Here is an 18,965-nt window from a genome sequence, read left to right as displayed (position 1 = left end):
GATGGCACAGACTATCGAGACACACAGCGGGGCAGACCTCAGACCGGCAGGCCTGCGCGGTGTCGCGTCCGATTTCAGCTCGGATCAGCGCGCCTTCAAGACCGCCTCTTGGGGCAAGGCGATGATGTGGATCTTTCTACTCAGCGACACCTTCGTCTTCGGTTGTTTCCTGATCGCCTATATGACCGCCCGCATGTCGACGCCCGTTCCGTGGCCCAATCCGAGCGAGGTCTTCGCGCTCCATATCGGCGGCCAGGACGTGCCGCTGATCCTGATCGCGATCATGACCTTCGTGCTGATCTCGAGCAGCGGCACCATGGCGATGGCAGTCAATTTCGGCTATCGCCGAGACCGCCGCACGACGGCGATCCTGATGCTGCTGACGGCGCTTCTCGGAGCATGCTTCGTCGGCATGCAGGCGTTCGAATGGACGAAGCTGATCACCGAAGGCGTTCGCCCCTGGGAAAACCCGTGGGGGGCGGCACAGTTCGGATCGACCTTCTTCATGATCACCGGCTTTCACGGCACCCACGTGACGATCGGCGTCATCTTCCTTCTCATCGTCGCCCGCAAGGTCTGGCGGGGCGATTTCGACGTGGAACGGCGCGGCTTTTTCACCAGCCGGAAAGGCCGCTACGAGGCCGTCGAAATCATGGGCCTCTACTGGCACTTCGTCGACCTGGTCTGGGTCTTCATCTTCGCGTTTTTCTATCTGTGGTGAGGTCGTCATGAGCGAGACAACGGCGCATGCACAAGTGCAAACGGCGCATGTACAGGCACACACCGGACAGCAACATCCGCTCCGGCTCTATTTTCTCGTCTGGGGCCTGCTCTTCGTGCTCAGCGCGGCGTCCTACATGGTCGATTATCTCGGCGTCCAGAGCTACTTGAGGTGGACGCTGATCCTCGTGTTCATGATGCTGAAGGCCGGGCTGATCGTCGCGGTCTTCATGCATATGGCCTGGGAACGGCTGGCGCTCGTCTACGCCATCCTGCTGCCGCCGCTGCTGGTGCTGGTTTTCGTGGCGCTGATGGTATCGGAAGCGGACTACACGATCTTCACGCGGCTGGCATTCTTTGGTGCGGCGCCGTAGGCCAGCGTTCGCCGATGTCTCACACGGCAAATCGGGAGAGCGTCTGCTCTGCCGGGCTGCTGTGATGAAATCGGCCGACTGGCAGATCAGCGCATCTCCCTCACGTCAGACCTGGCATAAGCGGCATTCCCCCGCCGTAAGGGCTTCTCCGTCAGGTCAGACCTTCAGAAGAGCATATCTTCTGTTGCCGATCGATCGCCCGGCGGCTATGTTGCCGATGTCGGAAAAGGCATGACTTGGTGTGGTTGGCCCAAGTCCTTTCGGAAACGAAAGCTCTGTTCCTTGCCTCGTGCATGAGTTCTCCACGACGAACAACGGACGCTGTTCAAGCGTCTCATTGTTCGTCCGCGTGGTTCTCGAAACGACGAACTGCTCCGGTCGAACGACCATAAAGGAGTAGTTCATGCCCGATTTTCTTGTGATTCATGATGTTGTGATTTCAGGTGCAGGCCCGGTCGGTCTGTTTCTGGCCTGCGAGCTGCGGCTGGCCGGCCTCTCGGTGTTGGTGCTGGAGCAGGCCGAAGACCCGCATTCGCCGTTGAAGCGGCTGCCGTTCGGCATGCGCGGCCTTTCCGCGCCGACCATCGAAGCCTTCTATCGTCGCGGGCTGCTGGATGACATCATGGCTCCGCAACGCGAAAAAGATCAATGGACTTCAGCGCATTGGATGCAGCAGCCGCGTCGCCCGGGCGGCCATTTCGCCGGCATTCAGTTCTTTCACGACACCATCGACACCTCGACGTGGCCCTATCGCCTACCAGGTCCGGCCGGCACCAGCATGGCGGTTGAGATGGAGCATCTCGAATTCGTCCTGGCCGCCCGCGCAAGCGCGATGGGTGTCGAGATCCGGCGCGGGCTCGGTGTCGATGGCTTCGATCAGTCGGGCGGAGGCGTGACCGTTCGCGCGGGTGGCGAGATCTTTCTCGGACGATGGCTCATCGGTTGTGACGGCGGGCGCAGCACCGTGCGCAGGGCAGGCGGGTTTGAATTCGTTGGCACCGATCCCGAGTTCACCGGCTATTCCGTTCAAGTCGAGATGGCCGATCCGGAGAAGCTCGTCCCAGGCCGCCATTACACGCTGACAGGCATGTATACCTACCAAAAGCCCGGCACCATCGCGATGGTCGATTTCGATGGGGGCGCGTTTCACCGAACGCAACCGATCACGCCCGAGCATGTGCAATCGGTGTTGCGGCATATTTCCGGCGCCGATGTCACGGTGACAGGCCTTGAGCTTGCCACCACCTGGACGGATCGCGCCTACCAGGCGACGGCTTACCGCAAGGGCAGGGTGCTGCTTGCGGGTGACGCTGCGCACATCCATTCCCCGTTGGGCGGCCAGGGCCTGAACCTCGGGCTCGGCGACGCGATGAATCTTGGATGGAAGCTTGCAGCGACGATCCGCGGCGATGCGCCGGAGGGCCTGCTCGACAGCTATTTCTGCGAACGGCATCCAGTGGGAGCGCAGATTCTCGACTGGTCGCGCGCCCAGGTCGCACTGATGCGGCCGAGCCGGAGTTCGCGCGCGCTCGAAGCCATCATCCGCGACCTGATCGACACGCGTGACGGCGCGACATACTTTGCCGAGCGCGTCTGGGGTGTTTCTCTCTGCTACGATCTTGGCGGCAGTCACCCGCTGGTCGGCCGCAGCGCTCCTGATTTCGAGCTGGCCGACGGCACGAAGCTCGGTGATCACTTCAGGCAGGGCAAAGGCCTGCTTTTGGACTTTGACGCCGGTGCACCGCTGCAAGCGCTGGCAAGCCGCTGGAATGTGATCACCTATGTCGCCAGTGACGCCAGGGATCGGCTGGGGTTGAGCGCGCTGCTCGTGCGCCCCGACGGCTTCGTGGCGTGGGCTGGTGAGGCTGTGCCTGACAATGAGGAAGCCGCGCAGGCCGCATCACGGTGGTTCGGCAAAGCCTGAAACTATGAATGGAGCAATCGATGTACAGCTCTCGGAAAGGTTCTTCAACCTTATCAGTCCGGTAGAGCGTCAGGAGGTTTCCCGCCTATCGGTTTCCGGCGGGTTTTCAGATGTTGTTTCGGCAACGTGTCCGCACTCTTTCCGGCGAGGCGGCGACGCTGTAGAGTGGCGATGCGCCCGACCGTCCCGCCCGGAGGCTCCTTATGGCTGAGATCCTGTTGTTCCATCACGCACAGGGGCTGACCCCGGGTGTGCGTGCGTTTGCCGACGATATCAGGGCAGCCGGTCACATCGTGCACACGCCCGATCTGTTTGACGGGCGCACATTCCCAAGCATCGAAGCGGGGATCGCCTATATCGGCGAGATCGGATTCGACGCCGTGCGGGAGCGCGGCGTGCGCCTCGCCGACGACTTGCCTGCCGGGCTCGTCTATGCCGGGTTCTCGTTCGGTGTGCTGCCGGCGCAGAAGCTGGCGCAGACGCGTCCCGGCGCCCGCGGGGCTCTGCTCTTCTATTCCTGCCTGCCGATCAGCGGCGAATGGGCCTTCGGACCCTGGCCGGCCGGCGTCGCGGTGCAGATCCACGGCATGGACAACGACCCGATCTTCGTCGGCGAGGGCGATATCGATGCCGCCCGCGAGATCGTGGAGAAGGTCGAGGACGCGGAGCTTTTCCTGTACCCAGGCGATCAGCATTACTTCGCCGACAGCTCACTGCCCTCCTATGATGCGGATGCGACCGCGCTGCTCACCCTCCGCGTGATCGAGTTCCTGAATCGCGTCTGATCCAGACATTCCGCGGGAGATCCGGTTGGTTCTGGTTAGCAGTCCGGAGATGGGTGCCGTTCATCCTGTAGCGCGCCTTTCGGCCCGGATCGGACTATTGGGACGCCACGCAGAAATTGTTGCCTTCGGGATCATTCAAGACCGTGTAGCCATCCGCTTCGCGGACGAAGCTCGCTCCCAGGGATAGAAGCCGTTCTACCTCCCTGGTCCGATCGGGGGTGGCAATATCGAGATGAAGCCGGTTGCGGGCCGGACGCTCCCCCTGGCGAAGGTGGAAGCAAAGGCGGGTTCCGGGACCTTCGACCATCACGGTCGGGTCAGTCTCGGGTGTCAATCCGACCGCGGCAAGGCGGGCCAGTTCTTCGTCGTCATATGGCATCACGTCGTAACCATCGAGCGCTTCCGCCCAGAACCGGGCGACACGCGAGGGGATGTCGCAATTGATGACGATTTCTTTCAGCCTTGCCATGGAACCCTTCAAGAATTGTTGGGCCGGCGACAGCAAACGCGTTCGACGAGAGCGCCACCGACGGCCGGCAGCAATGCGAAAAGCACGAGCTGCGGTGTCTCCGTCAGCTCCAACAGGCCAGACATGAGGAAGGCGACCAATAATCCTGCCAGCACCCCGGCTGCATAGGGCAGATAATCCTTCAAGAAAGCCTCCGTCTTGTGCTGATCTCAAACAGAAGGGGCATTATTGGCTTGAGATAGAGATCTTTGCGGTATCGGCAATGGCTGGTTGCGGCCGAACCTCACGTCGTCCGATCCGGCTTATGCGGAATGCCACCGCGTTGGTTTACGGGACAGGTCGACCCAAACGACGTGAGCCGGTGCACGTGTTTTGCAGGAGACGACCGATTTCTTTCGCGCTATGAAGACTGACCGCATATCCCGCCACATCCGACACCTAGGTCCTTCCCATGGCTTTGAAAATCCTTTTCGTTGGCGGTACCGGCCAGATTTCCTATCCGTGCGTCGAACGCGCCGTGGTTCAGGGCCACGATGTCAGCGTCTATAACCGCAGCTTGAGAGGCGACCCATTGCCTGCGGGGGTTACCTCGATCGTCGGCGATCTCGCGGCGCCCACCTATGCGGACTTGGCCAAGGCCAATTATGACGTCGTGTGCCAGTTCATTGCCTTTACGCCCGATCAAGTCGCGCGTGACATCAATGTGTTTGCCGGGCACTGCGGCCAGTACATCTTCATCTCTTCGGCTTCGGTCTATGAAAAGCCGCCGCGCCATTATGTGATTACCGAGCAGACACCGGCGATCAACCCCTACTGGCGCTATAGCCAGGACAAGATTGCCTGCGAGACGCTGCTCAAGAATTCCGAGAATCTCGCCTGGACCATCGTTCGTCCCAGTCACACCGTTCGCACGGGCCTGCCCATCATGATGGGCGACAGCGATGTCATGGCGAGACGCATGCTGGATGGCGAGCCCACCATCGTGGCGGGCGATGGCCACACGCCCTGGACACTGACCCGCTCGGTTGATTTCGCGGTGCCCTTTGTCGGGCTTTTCGGCAAGCCGGCGGCGTTGAACGAGATCTTCCACATCACCTCCGACCGCGCCCATATCTGGAACGATATTCAAACGACGATCGCCAGATTGCTTGATGTCGAGGCCAGGATCGTGCACGTGCCGACGGACACGCTGGTCCGGTACAATCCGGAGTGGGTTGGCCCGCTGCGCGGCGACAAGGCATGGTCGGCGATCTTTGACAATTCAAAGGTCAAAAGCGTTGCGGGCGACTTCACCTGCGCCGAGAGCCTTGATGAAATTCTGGCGGAGCCGATCATGCATCTCAAGCAGCGCCTGGCCAAGAACCGTCCGCCAAAGGGCGATCTCGATGCTTTGGTCGATCGGATCTGCGCAGCACAAAGCGATCTCGGGTAGGCGGGCCCCTCGAAGAGCGCGTGCATGGTATTTTATGATCCGCGCTCGCCTGTCGGCGCGCGCCACTGCGGAATGCCAACCGGCGCACGGTTCGCCACAATGATCGCCGCCACTTGTCCTCGACGCAGAATCTGCAGGGCGGCCCCGGACCGTCGGACGAGGGATGGCCCGGCATATCGCTCACAAAAAATCCCAGCCTAACGCGTCCTAAAACATGATGGAGGTCGCGCCGGGTGAGGATCTCGGCAATGATGGCCATCCATTCGCCACTCCGATCCTATCAGGCCATGCTGTTCATTCCGCTTCCTTTCGTCGTTGCCCTTCTGCTGCTCATCCTCTTCGTCACCGTCCTCAGGCGCGACGAGGAGGCGCAGCCCAACCTGCCGTTTCTGGCATTGATCCTGCTTGCCGTGCTGCAATCCGTCCTCTCCGGCCTGCGCTGGGGCTACGGAGTGCAGGCGGTAGGCGTGATCGCGCCGGTCACCGCGGCGATGGTGCCGCCGCTTGCCTATGCCGGGGTTTCCAGGCTGGTAAGGACGAGCCGGCGGCCGCTGGCGGCGCGGATTGCGCTGCATGCCGTGCCCACGGCCGTCATCCTCTTATTGATGGTGGTCTGGCGGGATGTGATTGATATCGCGCTGGTGCTTGTCTTCGTCGGTTATGCCCTGGCGATCCTGCTTCTGATGCGGCCGGGCGCGGATGCGCTTCGGCTTGCGCCCTTCGAGGGAGCGGTGCCGGCCTATCGGGCCATCATCTTCGCGGCGGCGGCGCTATGCCTGTCGGCCTCGGTCGATATCTTCGTCTTTTTCGATTTCACATGGGCGCATGGCGAGCATGCGCTGACGCTGATCAGCGTCAGCAATCTCGCGGTTCTCGTCATCCTCGGCATTGCGGCAGCCGCCGCCAGCCGAAGCCGGGCGCCGGCCGAGACGATGGAGGCGGTGCTGAAGTTCGAAACGACCGAGGACAAAGAGACGATCGCCACCGTCGATGCGCTGATGGAGGCAAGGAAAATCTATCGCGACGCCAATCTCAATCTCGACCGGCTGGCCCGCAAGGCCGGCATTCCCGCCCGCCAGATCTCGACGGCGATCAACCGGGCGATGGACAAGAACGTCTCGCAATATGTCAATGACTACAGGATCGGCGAGGCCTGCCGGCTGCTTGCCGCTACCCAGAAATCGGTGACCGAGGTGATGTTCGAGGTCGGCTTCCAGACCAAGTCCAACTTCAACCGCGAATTCCGCCGCGTGACCGACATGACGCCGCTTGCCTGGCGGGAGAGGAAGGGCGGGGCGGGGGGCTCTCCGGCCTCGTCCTGAGGTGCGTCCTCTCAGCTCCCACCTCCGCAATCACCCGCCCTCGTGGTTCGAGACGGCCCCCCGGGCCTCCTCACCATGAGGGCTAATCGCAGGTGTCTTTCCGCGCTGAGTGATTGGTGTATCTCAGATCGTGAGAGGAGGCCTCCAGGCTCATCCTGAGGTGCCCCCGCAGGGGCCTCGAAGGATGGGCTGGCCACCGCGTCGCTCTAACAATGCGCCACCCGCCCTCGTGGTTCGAGACGGCCCTTCGGGCTTCTTCACCACGAGGGCTGACCGGTGTGCCTTGCCGCGCCACGTACACAATCGCGATCGAGGACTGTCAGAAACGTGTTCGAGGTCGCGGTTTTGCCGCTGTTGGTCATTGTGGCGGCATGAACACGACATCAGAACATGACCGAGACCTTGCCGCCAAGCTGAGATCACTTTCGATCAGGCTCGCGGCTTTCAAGACAGAGCCGCCGGAGCCTCGTGCCCGACGGTGGGTGATCCCTGGAGCAATGCTGGCCCTTGCCACGACGGCATCGCTGGCGGTGGTTCTTTTCTATCGGCCCGATACGCTGGAGCGCATCGAGACTGTGCTTGCGGGTTTCATAGGCAAGGACGAGGCCGCAATATCCGTCGATGGAACAGACGTGCCCGCCGCCGATCCGATCCGGGCTCTGCCCTCCAATAACCCAGCGGACAGGGCATGGCCGCCCCGGGAAGTCACCGGCTCCGGCTACGTCGTGGCATCCGACATCGCCACCGTCTTCTCCAAATATGAGGGGCGGATCGTCACTGTTGAAGTCGAGGCCGGCGACCGGGTGGCGGTGGGGCAGGCTCTGGTGCGGCTCGATGATGCAGGTGCGCGCTTTGCGCTTGAGGGCGCCGAGATTGCCAGGCGGTCGGCGGAGCTAGCGCTGGCGGCGAAGAGTATTGATCTCTCGCAGGCGCGGTCTTCGCTCACGCGGATCGAGCGGCTGGCCGGGCGCGATGCGATGTCGGCGCAGACGCTGGAGGAGGCGAAGACGGCGTTCGACACTGCCGAGAATGCCGCCCTGCAGGCACGGCAGGACGTGGCCAAGGCCGATCTCGATATCGACAGGGCGCGCGAGCAGGTGGAGGCGCTGACCGTCCGGGCGCCGATATCAGGCACAGTTACGCGGCTTACCGCGCATGTCGGCGACACCGTGCTGTCGCGCGAGGACAGCGTGCGGGAGAATGAAAGCCTGCTTGCGATTGCCGACATGGCAAACATGGTCATCGATGCCGATGTGGCAGAGGCGAATATCGCGTTGATGCGGCCAGGCTTGCGTGGTGAGGCTGCGCTCGACGGCTTTCCCGACCTGCCCTTTGCGGTGGAAGTATCGAAGATCGCTCCGGTGATTTCGCGCGAGAAGGGGACGGTGACGCTTCGCCTGTCGCTCTCCTCGCCGCCGCCAGACATGCGCCCCGCCATGGCCGCGCGCATCCGCCTTGTGGTGGGTGAGGCCGCAACCTCTGTTCCCACAGCCTCTAATCCCCCGGGCACCGGCGCACACACGGGCGGACCTACGACCTTTCGGCCGCAGGCCGGGGATACCAGAGACCAGAAGCAAGGAGCAGAGCGATGACCGACACTCAAGAACCTTATATCGCGCTTCGCGGCGTCAGGAAGGCATTCAGGATCGGCGCGGAGACGATCCCGATCTTTTCCGGGCTCGACCTTTCCATAGCACGCGGCGATTTCGTCGCCGTCATGGGGCCGTCGGGCTCGGGGAAATCGACACTGCTCAATATGCTCGGCGGCATCGACAGCCCCGACGGAGGGGAGATCAGGATCGGCCGCAGCCATCTCGAGCAGATGGGCGAGGGCGCCAGAGCCGCATGGCGGGCACACAGCATGGGCATCGTCTTCCAGTTCTACAATCTGCTGCCGATGCTGAATGCGGGCGAGAATATCGAGCTGCCGCTGCTGTTGAAACCGCTCAAGCGCAAGAAGCGGCGGGCGCGCGTCGAAACCGTGATGGATCTGGTCGGGCTCTCCGGGCGGCAGCGGCAGTTTCCATCCAGCATGTCCGGCGGGCAGCAGCAGCGTGTCGGCATCGCCCGCGCCATCGTCAGCGATCCTGATCTGCTTCTCTGCGACGAGCCGACCGGGGATCTGGATCGGAAATCGGCGAATGATATCCTGGAGATGCTCGGCTTTCTTAATCGAGAACTGCGGAAGACCATCATTATGGTGACGCATGATCCCGAGGCGGCTTCCTTTGCCCGGCGCACGCTGCATCTCAATAAGGGCGAATTCGTTGAGCAGGAAAGGTTGGCCCAATGACCTTCTTCCAGCTGATGCGCCGCAATGCTTGGCGCAAGCCGCTCAGGGCCACGCTTCTGATGTTCTCGGTCGGCGTCGCCTTCCTGATCTATGGGCTGACGGCGAGCTTTCTCAGCGGCTCGCAAGGGGCGGCCGGGGCGAGCGATACGCTGCTCGGCGTCTTCAACAGATCGGGGCGGGCGCAGCCGCTGCCGCTTGGCTATCTCAACAGGATCGCCGCCGATAGCGATGTCGCCGCCGTCGCCTACATGACGCGCATGCGGGGCTTCGTCGATGTCGAGAAGAATGTCGTGATGACGAGCGCGGTCGATCCACGATTGATCGCCGCGGCCAATGGCGACGAGCTCAGGCTGACGCCGCAGCTGATATCAGCGCTGGAAGAGGGCCGTGACCGGGTGCTGGTCGGCCGGGCGCTGGCGGAGGCGCAGGGCTGGTCGGTCGGCCAGCGCATCGGCGTCACCAGCCACCTGACAAGGGAAGACGGCAGCCGCAACTGGAGTTTTGAGATCTCCGGCATCTTCGAGGGGGCCGACGCCAGCACCGACACCTATTTCATGATCGCCCGCTATGATGCCGTCAATGCGGCGCGCGCCCGCGGCAAGGATACAGTCGATGGCTTCGTGGTGCGACCGCGATCGGGCGTTTCATCCGCCGTGCTGGCGGCAAGAATCGACGCGCTGTTTGCCAATTCGGCGGCACCGACGCGCACTCAATCAGAAAAGCAGTTCCTCGAGGCTTTCTTGCGGCAGTTCGCCGATATCGGCCTGATCGTCAGCCTCGTCGTCGGCGCCGCCTTCGTGACGATCCTGATGATCGTGGTCAACACCATGCTCTTTGCCGTGAGGGAGCGCAGCTTCGAGATCGGCGTCATGAAGGTGCTCGGCTTTTCCAGGGGGCGGATCATTGCGTTGATCCTCGGCGAGACACTGTTCGTCTTCGCCGTCGGCGGGGCGGGTGGGCTCGTTCTCGCCAAGCTCGCGACGCTGTTTGCCGGGCCGGAATTCGGCCTCGCCTTCACCTCGTCCGTGCTGCTGAAATCCGTCGCCATCATCGCCGGTCTCGGCCTCCTGACTGGATTGCTGCCTGCCGCCAATGCCATGCGCCTGCCCATCGGCAACGCTTTCAGAACGAGATAGTCGAATGTCATCAACGCTCAAGCAGATCTTTCTCATGATCAGAGTCAATCTCGGCAGCCTGCCGCGGCGGCTGTGGATCTCGCTGTCGATGGTACTCTCGGTGGCGCTCGTGGTGGCGGTGCTTGCGGGTTTTCTCGCCATGGCCAGGGGCTTTGAGGCAGCCCTTCAAGGCGCGGGTTCGACCGGCATCGCCGTCATTCTCGGCGGCGGCACCAACCAGGAGACCGGCTCGGATGTGCCGGCCGAAGCGATCCGCAGCCTGACCGCCGCAACCGGCGGGATCGGCGTGGCGCGGAATGCCGCGGGCGGCCTGGCGCTGTCGCGCGAGATCGTCGTTGCCGTCGATGTCACTAGGGCAAGCGACGGCGCCGATCAGACGCTGTCGCTGCGGGGCATGGATCTGGCCGGCCCCGGCTTGCGCGACCGCGCCACGCTGTCGGCGGGCAGGCTGTTTTCACCAGGCGCCCGCGATATCGTCGTCGGCGCCCGCATCGCCGATGAATTCTCCGGCTTCGCCGTCGGCGACAAGGTGCGACTCGGCGCGGTCGACTGGACGGTCGTCGGGCATTTCACGTCAGGCGGCAGCGCCTTCGAATCCGAGATCTGGGCGGATCTGGAGGCGGTGCAATCGGCCTTCGATCGGCAGGGGCAGGTGCAGAGCCTGCGCGTGCGGCTTGCGGGGGCAGGCGGGTTGCCTGTGTTGCAGGAGCATCTCTCCGTATTTCCCGGTGCGCCGCTCACCGCCGTCTCCGAGGCCGATCTTTATGCCGCGCAATCTGAGCGTACCGCGAGCCTCATCCGCCTGTTCGGCTGGCCGCTGGCGCTGTTGATGGCGGTCGGCGCCACCGCTGGCGCGCTGAACACGATGATGAGTTCGGTCTCCGACCGCACGGTCGAAATCGCCACGCTGCGCCTGCTCGGCTTCGGCCGCCTGCCGGCCTTCACTGCCACCTGGGTCGAGGCCGTGCTTCTCTCAGTCGCAGGCGTCGCCCTCGGCATCCTCGCCTCATGGCTCGCCTTCAACGGCTGGCAGGCCAGTACGATGGGCGCTGACAATACCAAGATGGCCTTCCAGCTCGACGTCAGCGCCGACGTCGCGCTCACCGCCGGACTGCTGGGACTTGCCATCGGCATAATCGGCGGCGCGTTGCCGGCACTTGCGGCGACACGGCTGTCGCTGACCTCGGCTTTGCGGGCGAGAGGGTAGAGGCTTGCTGCTTAAACCTGCCTGGCGGGTGAAATCATCACTGCGAACAGCGGATTGCTCTTGCAGTCCGCTCGACTGCAAGAGCCAGGTTTCGACGTCACTGCGGCGGAAGAAGCGGCCGGAGCGCGTCGATCAGTTCGGTCGCGCCATGGCGAACTTCGCCTGTCTGTGGTTCGATGTCGATCAGCCCGCCTTTGTTGTGAGCGTCGTAGAGGTTGATCAGCAGTTCGGTGGCGCTCGGGCTCAAGGCGCGCTCAAAGCTCTCCTTCCATTGCGAGCGGGGCACGGCCTGTGCTTCAACTGTTCGGCCAAGCAGCTGGCTCAGCGCCGCCGCCACATCATTGGCGCTGTACCGGCGCGGTCCTTCGGCATGAACAACCTGCGGGTTTTCCTCGGTGGCGGGCTGCAGCAGCAAGCCCGCGGCAATCAAGCCGAGGTCTGCCGCCGAAATCGTTGGGAACTTCATGTCGACCGGGTCGTGAAAGCTCGGCAGGGTAGCTGACGCAATGGCGACCGGAATGACGAGGCCCCATCCTTCCATATGTTCGGCCGATCGCAGGAAGATCTTGTGGGCATCGAGTTGGCGAAGCCGCTCCTCGAACACCCGGAACATAGTGGGCATTCCGACGTCTTCGGCGATATGAGCGCCGTAGTCGGAAATTGCCAGCACTCGTTTCGGGCGCGCTTGCCCGAGCGCCTCGGCAAGGCCTTCGATCGATTGCCGCATTTCGCCGACCGCGTCCTCGGCCCGTAGCGGGGGTGGGAGGATGACCTGGACGGCATCCGCACCGGCAATCGACCTGGCGAGCGCTGCAGGATCCCGCAGGTCGGCGAGCGCAATCTCGCAGCCGATTTCGCTGAGCGGCGCTGCCTTTGCCTCGTCGCGCAGAATCGCTCTGACCGGCAGGCCCGCCTTGCGCAGTGCCAATGATGTTGAATAGCCCACCTTTCCGGCGGCTCCGACAATTGCAAACATATTTGATGTCCTGGTTATGGTGAGAAACGACCAAGGGGTCGACGGTCGTTCGGCATGATTTGAGCGCCGTGGCCTAATCAGGCTGCGCCCCTAAAGCTGCAGCAAAGCCGGCGGTGTCGAAGTAATCGCGCCAGCGTGCGATCTTTTTGCCCTCGATCTCCAAGACCCCGAGCGCCCGGACCGTAAGAATGATCGAGCCGTCCGGCCGGCAGAAATGATCGGGCCGTTCGGCATAGACCCGATCGCCGGCGCCGGAAAGGACGAGATCCTCGACCCGCAAATGGTCGAATTTTACCGGAAACGCGCGCGCGAAATTCCGGGCTTCGACAGGCCCGACTGTGGTGGCGACGCCGACATTCTCCCAGACGGTCGCCTCGGTGAAGTATGCGTCGAACGAATTCCAGAAACCGCCCGGCGTCGCCACGGTCGCGTCGAAGAATTCCTTGACGAGCTGGACGGGCTGCGATGTCCCGGATTCGGTGTGTGCAAGACTTGATGACATTCCCTGAACTCCTTTCCCTGCTGAAGACGGGCAAGGAGTAGGGAGCCGTTCGCAATCCGTCGCACAGATTCAGGCGGTTCTTTGCAATTTCGGTCGGATTTCGCTTGCCTGGCGAGCGATCTCGCCCGGCGTCTGGCCGAGGATACGGCGCATCGTCGAGGCCATATGGCTCTGATGGGCAAAACCGGCGACAAGAGCGACCTCGCTTGCCGGCATCGTCGTCGTGGCGATCAGCGCGCGTGCATATTCAATGCGGCGACGGATCACATATTGATGCACTGGCGTTCCGGTGCTGTTTCGAAACAGTGTTTTGAGACGAGTCATGCTGACACCTGCGACCGTCGCCAGATCGGCAAGATGAAGTTTCCGATCAAGGTTCGTCTCGATAAAATCGGTCAGCATTCGCAGCTGGCGCGTCGACATTTTTGCTGCGCCGGAGCGTTCCGAGTGCTGCCGGCCGCCATCGGCGGTTTCAATCAGCCGGACCGCCAATGCGTTCGCGAGATGATCGATGTAGAGCGGATCAGATGGCGTATCGGCCTCGAGATCCGCCTTTATGGCCCAACCGATCGCTTCGATGCGGGCGTCGCGAAGTTGAAGCCGGGGGATCAGATCGACCATGGCGGCATCTCTTCCAAGATCCTCGGCAACCTGGTCCAGGAGCGATGGGCGAAGGCTCAACCGCAGAATCTGGCAGTCCGCATCGTCCTCCCAGGAGCCGTCCATTCCCGCTGGAACGAAATCGATGTCGCCATGCCTCTGCAAGCGCCGCATCCGTTTGCCGCCACAGGAGCAATCCGCCCTGACGGGAGGGCCGACGTGGATCCCCAGACTGTGCAGTTCACCGTCCCAAACGCGTGACAGCCCACACGGGACACGCAGGAGAGCGGCATCGAGCCCGCTCCACGCTCTTCCGGCGCTTGAAAGGACAATGTCAGGCGAAGGCTGCAGGGAGAGGAGTGTCATATCCGGATGTGCTCAAGCCTCAACGTTTTGAACAATGCTATCCCTCAATCGTCGTCGCAGCAACGCATCAACTGAGCGGTGGCTTTACCTAGATGCCTGCTTCTGGCGCGAAGCCGACGCCGCCCCGACCGCCGGCCTGCTCGGCCTCGCCATCCTCGGCGGTGTCCTGCCGGCGCTTGCCGCGACACGGCAACCGCGCTTGTCCTTGCACGGCGGTGGCGAGGACTCCGGACCAAGGTGAACGGCATCCAGGGGGTGTTGTTCTCACAACAGGCGGAGCGCCGCCGCCCATCTGTGCAGCCCACGGAAACTGTGGCATAACTGAGCCATGGCAATGAATGTCTTGGCGGTCCATCGCGACACGGTCGGGACGGAACAGGCGGCAGGCAATTCGCTTGCCGCCGCCTATTCCGTGGGCGTTCTCTGCTGGCTGCTGTCGGCCGGCGTCTATATCGCGGCGAAATGGGTTTCTACTGAGATGCCGCCCTGGGCGCTCTGCTTCTGGCGCGTGCTGATCGCCTTCGCGATCCTGATGCCGATCGTGCGCCGGCATTTCGGCGACATGGTCGCGCTGGTGCGGGCTCGCGCCCTCGAACTGCTTGCGATTGGCGGTGTGGGACTGGCGATCTGCCAGGGCATGATTTTCGTCGGCCTCGAACATGCCGATGCCACCACTGCCGGCATCATTATCGCCCTGATCCCGATCATCACCATGATCCTTGCCCGTTTGATGCTGGCCGAGCCTATGGGACGCTGGCAGGTGATCGGATCGATCTTGGCCTTTCTCGGGATCGTGGTCATCATCATCAAGGGCAGTCCGGCCGCGCTGATGCGGCTCGACTTCAACTCGGGTGAACTGTGGATCGTCGCCGGCGCGTTCTGTTTCAGTCTCTATACCGTCCTGCTCCGCCGGGCGAAATTCGACATGAATCGCCTTGCGCTCCTGGTGCTGCTGCTCGGCGCGGCGGTGCTGACGGCGCTGCCCTTCTACCTGTTCGAGCTATTCTCAGACGAGCGCTCGACGCTCAACGGCAGCGGGCTCATCGCGCTCGCCTATGTCGCGATCCCCGGCGGGGCGGTCATGTACTACCTCTTCAATCGTAGTATCGAGGCCCTGGGAGCGGCTCGGGCGGGTGTCCTCCTCTACATTCAGACCATCTTCATCGCCGTGCTCGCCTATCTGATCCTCGGCGAGCAGTTGCAACGCTATCACCTCGAAGGCGCGGCACTCATCATTGCCGGCTTGCTTCTCATCATCCTGCTGAAGCCGAAGATCAAGGCCGAAGCGGCTACTGCATAATTCCTAAATCGGGATCGATTTAAGGATAAAATTATGCAGCAATTCAAAGTGCTACAGCGCCGCGCGTCTGAAAAGACGCGCGGCGCTGTAGGGCCTGAGGTCTCCCCATCGCTGCGACATGGTTGCCGCTGACCTCGGCTTTGAGGGTGAGGGGGTTAGGGTTTCACCTTGGAGTGCGCCTTTCGCTTACGCTCAAGGCGTTCGTCGCTGGCGCTCCTCACGCCTTGAGCGCAAGCGAAGGCAAGAATCACATGGCGTACAGACCGAAGGCGACGTGCGCCTCGCGCAAACACGCCGCGATTTATTCACCTCGAAGTCGCCGATTTCTCGGCCCAAGTTGTAACTTTCGTCACACCAGGCAATTGCCTGTGGAATGAGGCTCGCGAACCCGCCCGCTGCCCCATTGACAACATCTTATCGCCTTCTTGCCGTGGCCGGTTGCCCCCCGCCGCATCCGATCGGCCGATTCCTGGACGATCCCGGCGGCGACATAGCGATCCGACGAACAGGGCAACATGGCGATATGACAGTCTACTATGTGAACTCAGCGAGTGGCTCCGACCGCAACAGCGGAACGGGCCAGACATCGGCTTTTGCGACTTTGTCCAAAGTGGAATCCTTGAAGCTGAAACCCGGCGACAGCGTGCTTCTTGCCAAAGGGAGCGTGTTCAACGAGCAGTTCGATATCAAATATTCCGGCAGCGAGAGCGCGCCGATCAAGATCGGCAGTTACGGGACGGGTGCGGCACCCGTCATCCACAGCAGCGGCGACGGCATCCACAGTCTCTATGCCTCGAACATCGTCATCGAGAACCTGAAGATATCGAATACCGGAGGTGCGGGTATTTATGGCGGCAGTGTCACGAACTGGACGGTCCGCGACGTCGAGATCGCCAAGACGGGATTGTCGGAAAACGCAGGTGCCGTCACCTTCCGGAGCAGCAAGAACGTCACGGTCGAAGACAGCACGATATCGGGCGTCAAAGGCGACGGCTTCTGGATCGAGAAGGTCACCGGCATCAAGATTCTCAACAACACAGTTACCAACGCCCACGGCGCAACGGCCGATGCCGTGCAGGTGAACGACAGCAGCAACATTCTGATCAAGGGCAATCATCTCGACCAGACGCATGCCGATAGCCCGAAGGGCGTCATCGCGCTCGTCAGGCCGGTGAATGCCGTGGTCGAGGACAATGTAATCACGGGCGGCGGCTTCGGCGTCAGCGCCCAGGCGGGCAAGAACGTCGCCATCCGCGACAACGACATATCGGGATTTCACGGCTACAGCTGGTCCTTCGCCGTCGGTCTCGGCGACACGGGCAATACGCGAGACTACGATATCGCGGGCAACCACATCCATGACGGCGGTTGGGGCGTGGTCATCAGCGCCGCTGGCAGCCCGAGCTATGTCCGCACGAATATCAAGGTCCACGACAATGTCTTCGACGACCTCTCACAGGCGGCGTTAAAGGTCGACAGGCCGGCATCCGGCTCCTTTTCCAACAATACGATCGAGACCGGCACCAAGGCCACCAGCATTTCCCCTTCCATCGTCGACGCGCACACCTTCTCCGTCAGCAACAACCATACGGTCGCCAATGTCGAGACGGCGCTGGCGAGCCCAGTTGCCAAGACTGCCGCAGCGACGGAGGCGGCCGTGGATCCGGCGGTTGTCGCCGTCCATGACAATTTGAAGATCTTCACCGATACGGGTGCTGCCCATCACGGCAATCTCCTCGAAAACGACAGCTCGGACAATGACACCCTGGTGCTGCGCCGATTCGGGGACGAAACCGTCGGCAAGCACGGCCTGACGCTGACCGGGGAATACGGTGACATCCACGTGGACCGGGAAGGCAACTATGCCTACACGCTCGATGAAACGAAGCTCCCTGACCATAGCGGACATGTGAGCGAGTCGTTCAGCTACGGGATCAACGATGGAACCTCGCATCACAGCGACGGGGATACGCTGACCGTCTTCATCCATCTGGATGGCTTGCTGAGCTGAGGTGAGCGTGCCTCGGCACTACGCCGGGGAGGCTGCTTCCGGGGAAGACTCCCTGGGGAAGCGTTGCTCCTGCCACCAAATGGCTCCGCAGCGCCCCTTGCATGTTCAATTTGCACTGATTGTTGGATGATCGGTGCGCACTCCGGCGGATGGCCATCCGCCGGAGTGCGGACGGCCGGGACCGCAGGCCCCTTGGCTTGAACCGGGGATGAGATTGGTCCGGCCGTCCTCGCGTTTGTCCTGAACAGATGATGGGGAGCAAGTCCCGCATGCAAGGCAAGGTTTCGTTCCAAGAAGTCGCGATGCCGGTAGTTTATGCCGGTGTGGACGTGAGTAAAGAGTGGCTCGATATTCATCTGCATCCGCTGGGCGAAAGCCGGCGGTTTAGCAATGACAAGACCGGCATCCGCCAGCTGAAACGGCTGCTGGCCAGGCATCGGCCCAAAAGCATCGTGATGGAGGCAACCGGCAAGTTCCATCGCCCCGCCCATCGCTCGCTTTGGCTCGATGGCTTTGCCGTCGCCGTGGTCGATCCGCTGCGCGCCCGCATGTTTGCCCGTGCCTGCGGCTATCTCGCCAAGACCGACCGTCTCGATGCCCGTTTCCTGGCGCTCCTAGCCGAGAGCCTGCGCCCGCCGGCCGACACGCCGCCAAGTCCTCACGTTGAGGCCTTGCAGGAGCTGGTCAATGCACGATCGGCAGCCAAATGCGACATCACCGCCCTGCAGAACCGCAGCAAGACTGCCACCACCGCCCTTCTGCGCGGCGAACTCAACCGTCTCGTGCGTCGGCTGGAACAGCATGTCGAACGTCTCGACAAAGAGATCGAGCGACGTGTCGGCGAGGATCCGCAGCTCTACCGCAAGGCCGAGATCCTCACCTCCATTCCCGGCATCGGCCGCGTCACGGCCCTGGCATTGATGGCCGGCATGGACGAGTTGGGCAGTTGTTCGGGCAAGCAGGCCGCCATGCTGGCAGGGCTTGCCCCAATCGCTAACGACAGCGGTGCCCGAACCGGACGTCGTTCCATCCGCGCCGGCAGGCCCGCACCCCGGCGCGCGCTCTACATGGCCGCCTTGTCTGCCTGTCGCTACAATCCCACCCTTGCTCGTTTCGCAGACACACTCAAAGCCGCAGGAAAACCAGCGAAGGTCATCTTGGTCGCCGTCATGCGTAAATTGCTCGTTCTGGCAAACTGCCTTCTATCTCAGGATCGCCTCTGGACCCCAAATCCCCCTTGACAACCAACACAGATTCTCATCCGGCTGCCGCCGGGTGAGGGTAAGGGGCATGCCACACGGCCTCAACCTTTCTGGCTTGCGACTGACCTGAAACAGGACGCTGCTCCTCCCACGACCATTCGTCGCCGAGGCGTACGATACCGTTCGTTCACCTTTCGGTCGTTGTTGTGTAGATTGTTTACGTATAAGTTGTAGTCTCGAGGATGCAGCCACCGCCAGGCGCTTCTCGGGACCAAGGCAGGCCCACAGGGTCTGCCAACCGCCGTGAAGGCAATATCGAAGACCTTCTTGAACATGGCCTTTAGCC

19 protein-coding genes are annotated in these 18,965 nt (G+C 62.3%); 13 read left to right on the top strand and 6 right to left on the bottom strand.

What is annotated here, in order from left to right; all coding sequences use genetic code 11:
• The first annotated feature begins 1 nt into the window (after position 1).
• Both AC244Q_RS12760 and AC244Q_RS12755 read left to right on the top strand, forming a co-directional pair.
• Positions 2–721 carry a heme-copper oxidase subunit III family protein gene (locus AC244Q_RS12760; RefSeq protein WP_017994533.1) on the top strand — a complete coding sequence of 240 codons (720 nt, stop codon included), beginning with the start codon at positions 2–4 and terminating at the stop codon, positions 719–721.
• Between the two features lie 7 nt (positions 722–728).
• Entirely contained in the window at positions 729–1,094 is a 366-nt protein-coding gene (locus AC244Q_RS12755; RefSeq protein ID WP_113548089.1) for a cytochrome C oxidase subunit IV family protein, read from the top strand.
• A gap of 156 nt (positions 1,095–1,250) precedes the next feature.
• Here AC244Q_RS12755 and AC244Q_RS12750 read toward each other — a convergent pair whose 3' ends face one another.
• Positions 1,251–1,499 (bottom strand): hypothetical protein, encoded by a 249-nt coding sequence (locus AC244Q_RS12750; RefSeq protein ID WP_041935544.1) that lies wholly within the window; start codon positions 1,497–1,499, stop codon positions 1,251–1,253.
• Between AC244Q_RS12750 and AC244Q_RS12745 the strand changes: the two genes are divergently transcribed.
• A complete protein-coding gene (locus AC244Q_RS12745; protein ID WP_128407456.1) occupies positions 1,498–3,018 on the top strand; it encodes an FAD-dependent monooxygenase in 1,521 nt (506 codons plus the stop codon). The genes AC244Q_RS12750 and AC244Q_RS12745 overlap by 2 nt on opposite strands.
• A 203-nt stretch (positions 3,019–3,221) precedes the next feature.
• Complete coding sequence (locus AC244Q_RS12740; RefSeq protein ID WP_128407457.1) at positions 3,222–3,803, top strand: dienelactone hydrolase family protein; 582 nt, start codon at positions 3,222–3,224, stop codon at positions 3,801–3,803.
• A gap of 94 nt (positions 3,804–3,897) precedes the next feature.
• Here AC244Q_RS12740 and AC244Q_RS12735 read toward each other — a convergent pair whose 3' ends face one another.
• Positions 3,898–4,272: a VOC family protein gene (locus tag AC244Q_RS12735; protein WP_128407458.1), complete on the bottom strand. Its 375-nt coding sequence runs from the start codon at positions 4,270–4,272 to the stop codon at positions 3,898–3,900.
• 8 nt (positions 4,273–4,280) lie between these two features.
• A complete protein-coding gene (locus AC244Q_RS12730; RefSeq protein ID WP_012758039.1) occupies positions 4,281–4,457 on the bottom strand; it encodes a hypothetical protein in 177 nt (58 codons plus the stop codon).
• A gap of 266 nt (positions 4,458–4,723) precedes the next feature.
• On the opposite strand from AC244Q_RS12730, the gene AC244Q_RS12725 reads away from it, so the two are divergent.
• The 6 genes from AC244Q_RS12725 to AC244Q_RS12700 all read left to right on the top strand — a co-directional run bounded on the left by AC244Q_RS12725 (position 4,724) and on the right by AC244Q_RS12700 (position 11,662).
• Positions 4,724–5,704, top strand: a complete 981-nt coding sequence (locus tag AC244Q_RS12725; protein WP_012758038.1) for an SDR family oxidoreductase — start codon at positions 4,724–4,726, stop codon at positions 5,702–5,704.
• A gap of 248 nt (positions 5,705–5,952) precedes the next feature.
• Positions 5,953–7,026, top strand: a complete 1,074-nt coding sequence (locus AC244Q_RS12720) for a helix-turn-helix domain-containing protein (RefSeq protein ID WP_128407459.1) — start codon at positions 5,953–5,955, stop codon at positions 7,024–7,026.
• A gap of 278 nt (positions 7,027–7,304) precedes the next feature.
• Complete coding sequence (locus AC244Q_RS12715; protein WP_128407460.1) at positions 7,305–8,618, top strand: efflux RND transporter periplasmic adaptor subunit; 1,314 nt, start codon at positions 7,305–7,307, stop codon at positions 8,616–8,618.
• Positions 8,615–9,319: an ABC transporter ATP-binding protein gene (locus tag AC244Q_RS12710; protein WP_128407461.1), complete on the top strand. Its 705-nt coding sequence runs from the start codon at positions 8,615–8,617 to the stop codon at positions 9,317–9,319. Before AC244Q_RS12715 ends, AC244Q_RS12710 begins: the two co-directional genes overlap by 4 nt.
• Complete coding sequence (locus tag AC244Q_RS12705) at positions 9,316–10,455, top strand: ABC transporter permease (RefSeq protein WP_128407462.1); 1,140 nt, start codon at positions 9,316–9,318, stop codon at positions 10,453–10,455. The genes AC244Q_RS12710 and AC244Q_RS12705 overlap by 4 nt, the downstream gene beginning before the upstream one ends.
• Positions 10,456–10,459: 4 nt before the next feature.
• Positions 10,460–11,662: an ABC transporter permease gene (locus AC244Q_RS12700; protein ID WP_017994522.1), complete on the top strand. Its 1,203-nt coding sequence runs from the start codon at positions 10,460–10,462 to the stop codon at positions 11,660–11,662.
• 97 nt (positions 11,663–11,759) lie between these two features.
• On the opposite strand, the gene AC244Q_RS12695 is transcribed toward AC244Q_RS12700, so the two are convergent.
• The 3 genes from AC244Q_RS12695 to AC244Q_RS12685 form a co-directional block, all read right to left on the bottom strand.
• A complete protein-coding gene (locus tag AC244Q_RS12695) occupies positions 11,760–12,638 on the bottom strand; it encodes an NmrA family NAD(P)-binding protein (protein ID WP_012758032.1) in 879 nt (292 codons plus the stop codon).
• Positions 12,639–12,711: 73 nt separating this feature from the next.
• A complete protein-coding gene (locus AC244Q_RS12690) occupies positions 12,712–13,140 on the bottom strand; it encodes a limonene-1,2-epoxide hydrolase family protein (protein ID WP_128407463.1) in 429 nt (142 codons plus the stop codon).
• Between the two features lie 69 nt (positions 13,141–13,209).
• On the bottom strand, positions 13,210–14,106 hold the full coding sequence (locus AC244Q_RS12685) for a helix-turn-helix domain-containing protein (protein ID WP_128407464.1): 897 nt from the start codon (positions 14,104–14,106) through the stop codon (positions 13,210–13,212).
• 328 nt (positions 14,107–14,434) lie between these two features.
• Here AC244Q_RS12685 and AC244Q_RS12680 point away from each other — a divergent pair, with 328 nt between their 5' ends.
• The 3 genes from AC244Q_RS12680 to AC244Q_RS12670 all read left to right on the top strand — a co-directional run bounded on the left by AC244Q_RS12680 (position 14,435) and on the right by AC244Q_RS12670 (position 18,658).
• Positions 14,435–15,406, top strand: a complete 972-nt coding sequence (locus AC244Q_RS12680; protein WP_017994518.1) for a DMT family transporter — start codon at positions 14,435–14,437, stop codon at positions 15,404–15,406.
• 523 nt (positions 15,407–15,929) lie between these two features.
• Positions 15,930–17,417: a right-handed parallel beta-helix repeat-containing protein gene (locus AC244Q_RS12675; protein ID WP_128407465.1), complete on the top strand. Its 1,488-nt coding sequence runs from the start codon at positions 15,930–15,932 to the stop codon at positions 17,415–17,417.
• Positions 17,418–17,686: 269 nt separating this feature from the next.
• Positions 17,687–18,658 carry an IS110 family RNA-guided transposase gene (locus tag AC244Q_RS12670; RefSeq protein ID WP_487764139.1) on the top strand — a complete coding sequence of 324 codons (972 nt, stop codon included), beginning with the start codon at positions 17,687–17,689 and terminating at the stop codon, positions 18,656–18,658.
• Positions 18,659–18,965 lie beyond the last annotated feature (307 nt).

This window comes from Rhizobium sp. CB2179, assembly GCF_057653455.1.
This window is presented reverse-complemented; position numbering and strand designations above follow the sequence as displayed.

Coding starts and splice junctions, on each gene's coding strand:
- AC244Q_RS12760 (WP_017994533.1), top strand. CDS start 2: ATGGCACAGACTATCGAGACACACAGCGGGGCAGACCTCAGACCGGCA.
- AC244Q_RS12755 (WP_113548089.1), top strand. CDS start 729: ATGAGCGAGACAACGGCGCATGCACAAGTGCAAACGGCGCATGTACAG.
- AC244Q_RS12745 (WP_128407456.1), top strand. CDS start 1,498: ATGCCCGATTTTCTTGTGATTCATGATGTTGTGATTTCAGGTGCAGGC.
- AC244Q_RS12750 (WP_041935544.1), bottom strand. CDS start 1,499: ATGAACTACTCCTTTATGGTCGTTCGACCGGAGCAGTTCGTCGTTTCG.
- AC244Q_RS12740 (WP_128407457.1), top strand. CDS start 3,222: ATGGCTGAGATCCTGTTGTTCCATCACGCACAGGGGCTGACCCCGGGT.
- AC244Q_RS12735 (WP_128407458.1), bottom strand. CDS start 4,272: ATGGCAAGGCTGAAAGAAATCGTCATCAATTGCGACATCCCCTCGCGT.
- AC244Q_RS12725 (WP_012758038.1), top strand. CDS start 4,724: ATGGCTTTGAAAATCCTTTTCGTTGGCGGTACCGGCCAGATTTCCTAT.
- AC244Q_RS12720 (WP_128407459.1), top strand. CDS start 5,953: ATGATGGCCATCCATTCGCCACTCCGATCCTATCAGGCCATGCTGTTC.
- AC244Q_RS12710 (WP_128407461.1), top strand. CDS start 8,615: ATGACCGACACTCAAGAACCTTATATCGCGCTTCGCGGCGTCAGGAAG.
- AC244Q_RS12705 (WP_128407462.1), top strand. CDS start 9,316: ATGACCTTCTTCCAGCTGATGCGCCGCAATGCTTGGCGCAAGCCGCTC.
- AC244Q_RS12700 (WP_017994522.1), top strand. CDS start 10,460: ATGTCATCAACGCTCAAGCAGATCTTTCTCATGATCAGAGTCAATCTC.
- AC244Q_RS12695 (WP_012758032.1), bottom strand. CDS start 12,638: ATGTTTGCAATTGTCGGAGCCGCCGGAAAGGTGGGCTATTCAACATCA.
- AC244Q_RS12690 (WP_128407463.1), bottom strand. CDS start 13,140: ATGTCATCAAGTCTTGCACACACCGAATCCGGGACATCGCAGCCCGTC.
- AC244Q_RS12685 (WP_128407464.1), bottom strand. CDS start 14,106: ATGACACTCCTCTCCCTGCAGCCTTCGCCTGACATTGTCCTTTCAAGC.
- AC244Q_RS12680 (WP_017994518.1), top strand. CDS start 14,435: ATGGCAATGAATGTCTTGGCGGTCCATCGCGACACGGTCGGGACGGAA.
- AC244Q_RS12675 (WP_128407465.1), top strand. CDS start 15,930: ATGACAGTCTACTATGTGAACTCAGCGAGTGGCTCCGACCGCAACAGC.
- AC244Q_RS12670 (WP_487764139.1), top strand. CDS start 17,687: ATGCAAGGCAAGGTTTCGTTCCAAGAAGTCGCGATGCCGGTAGTTTAT.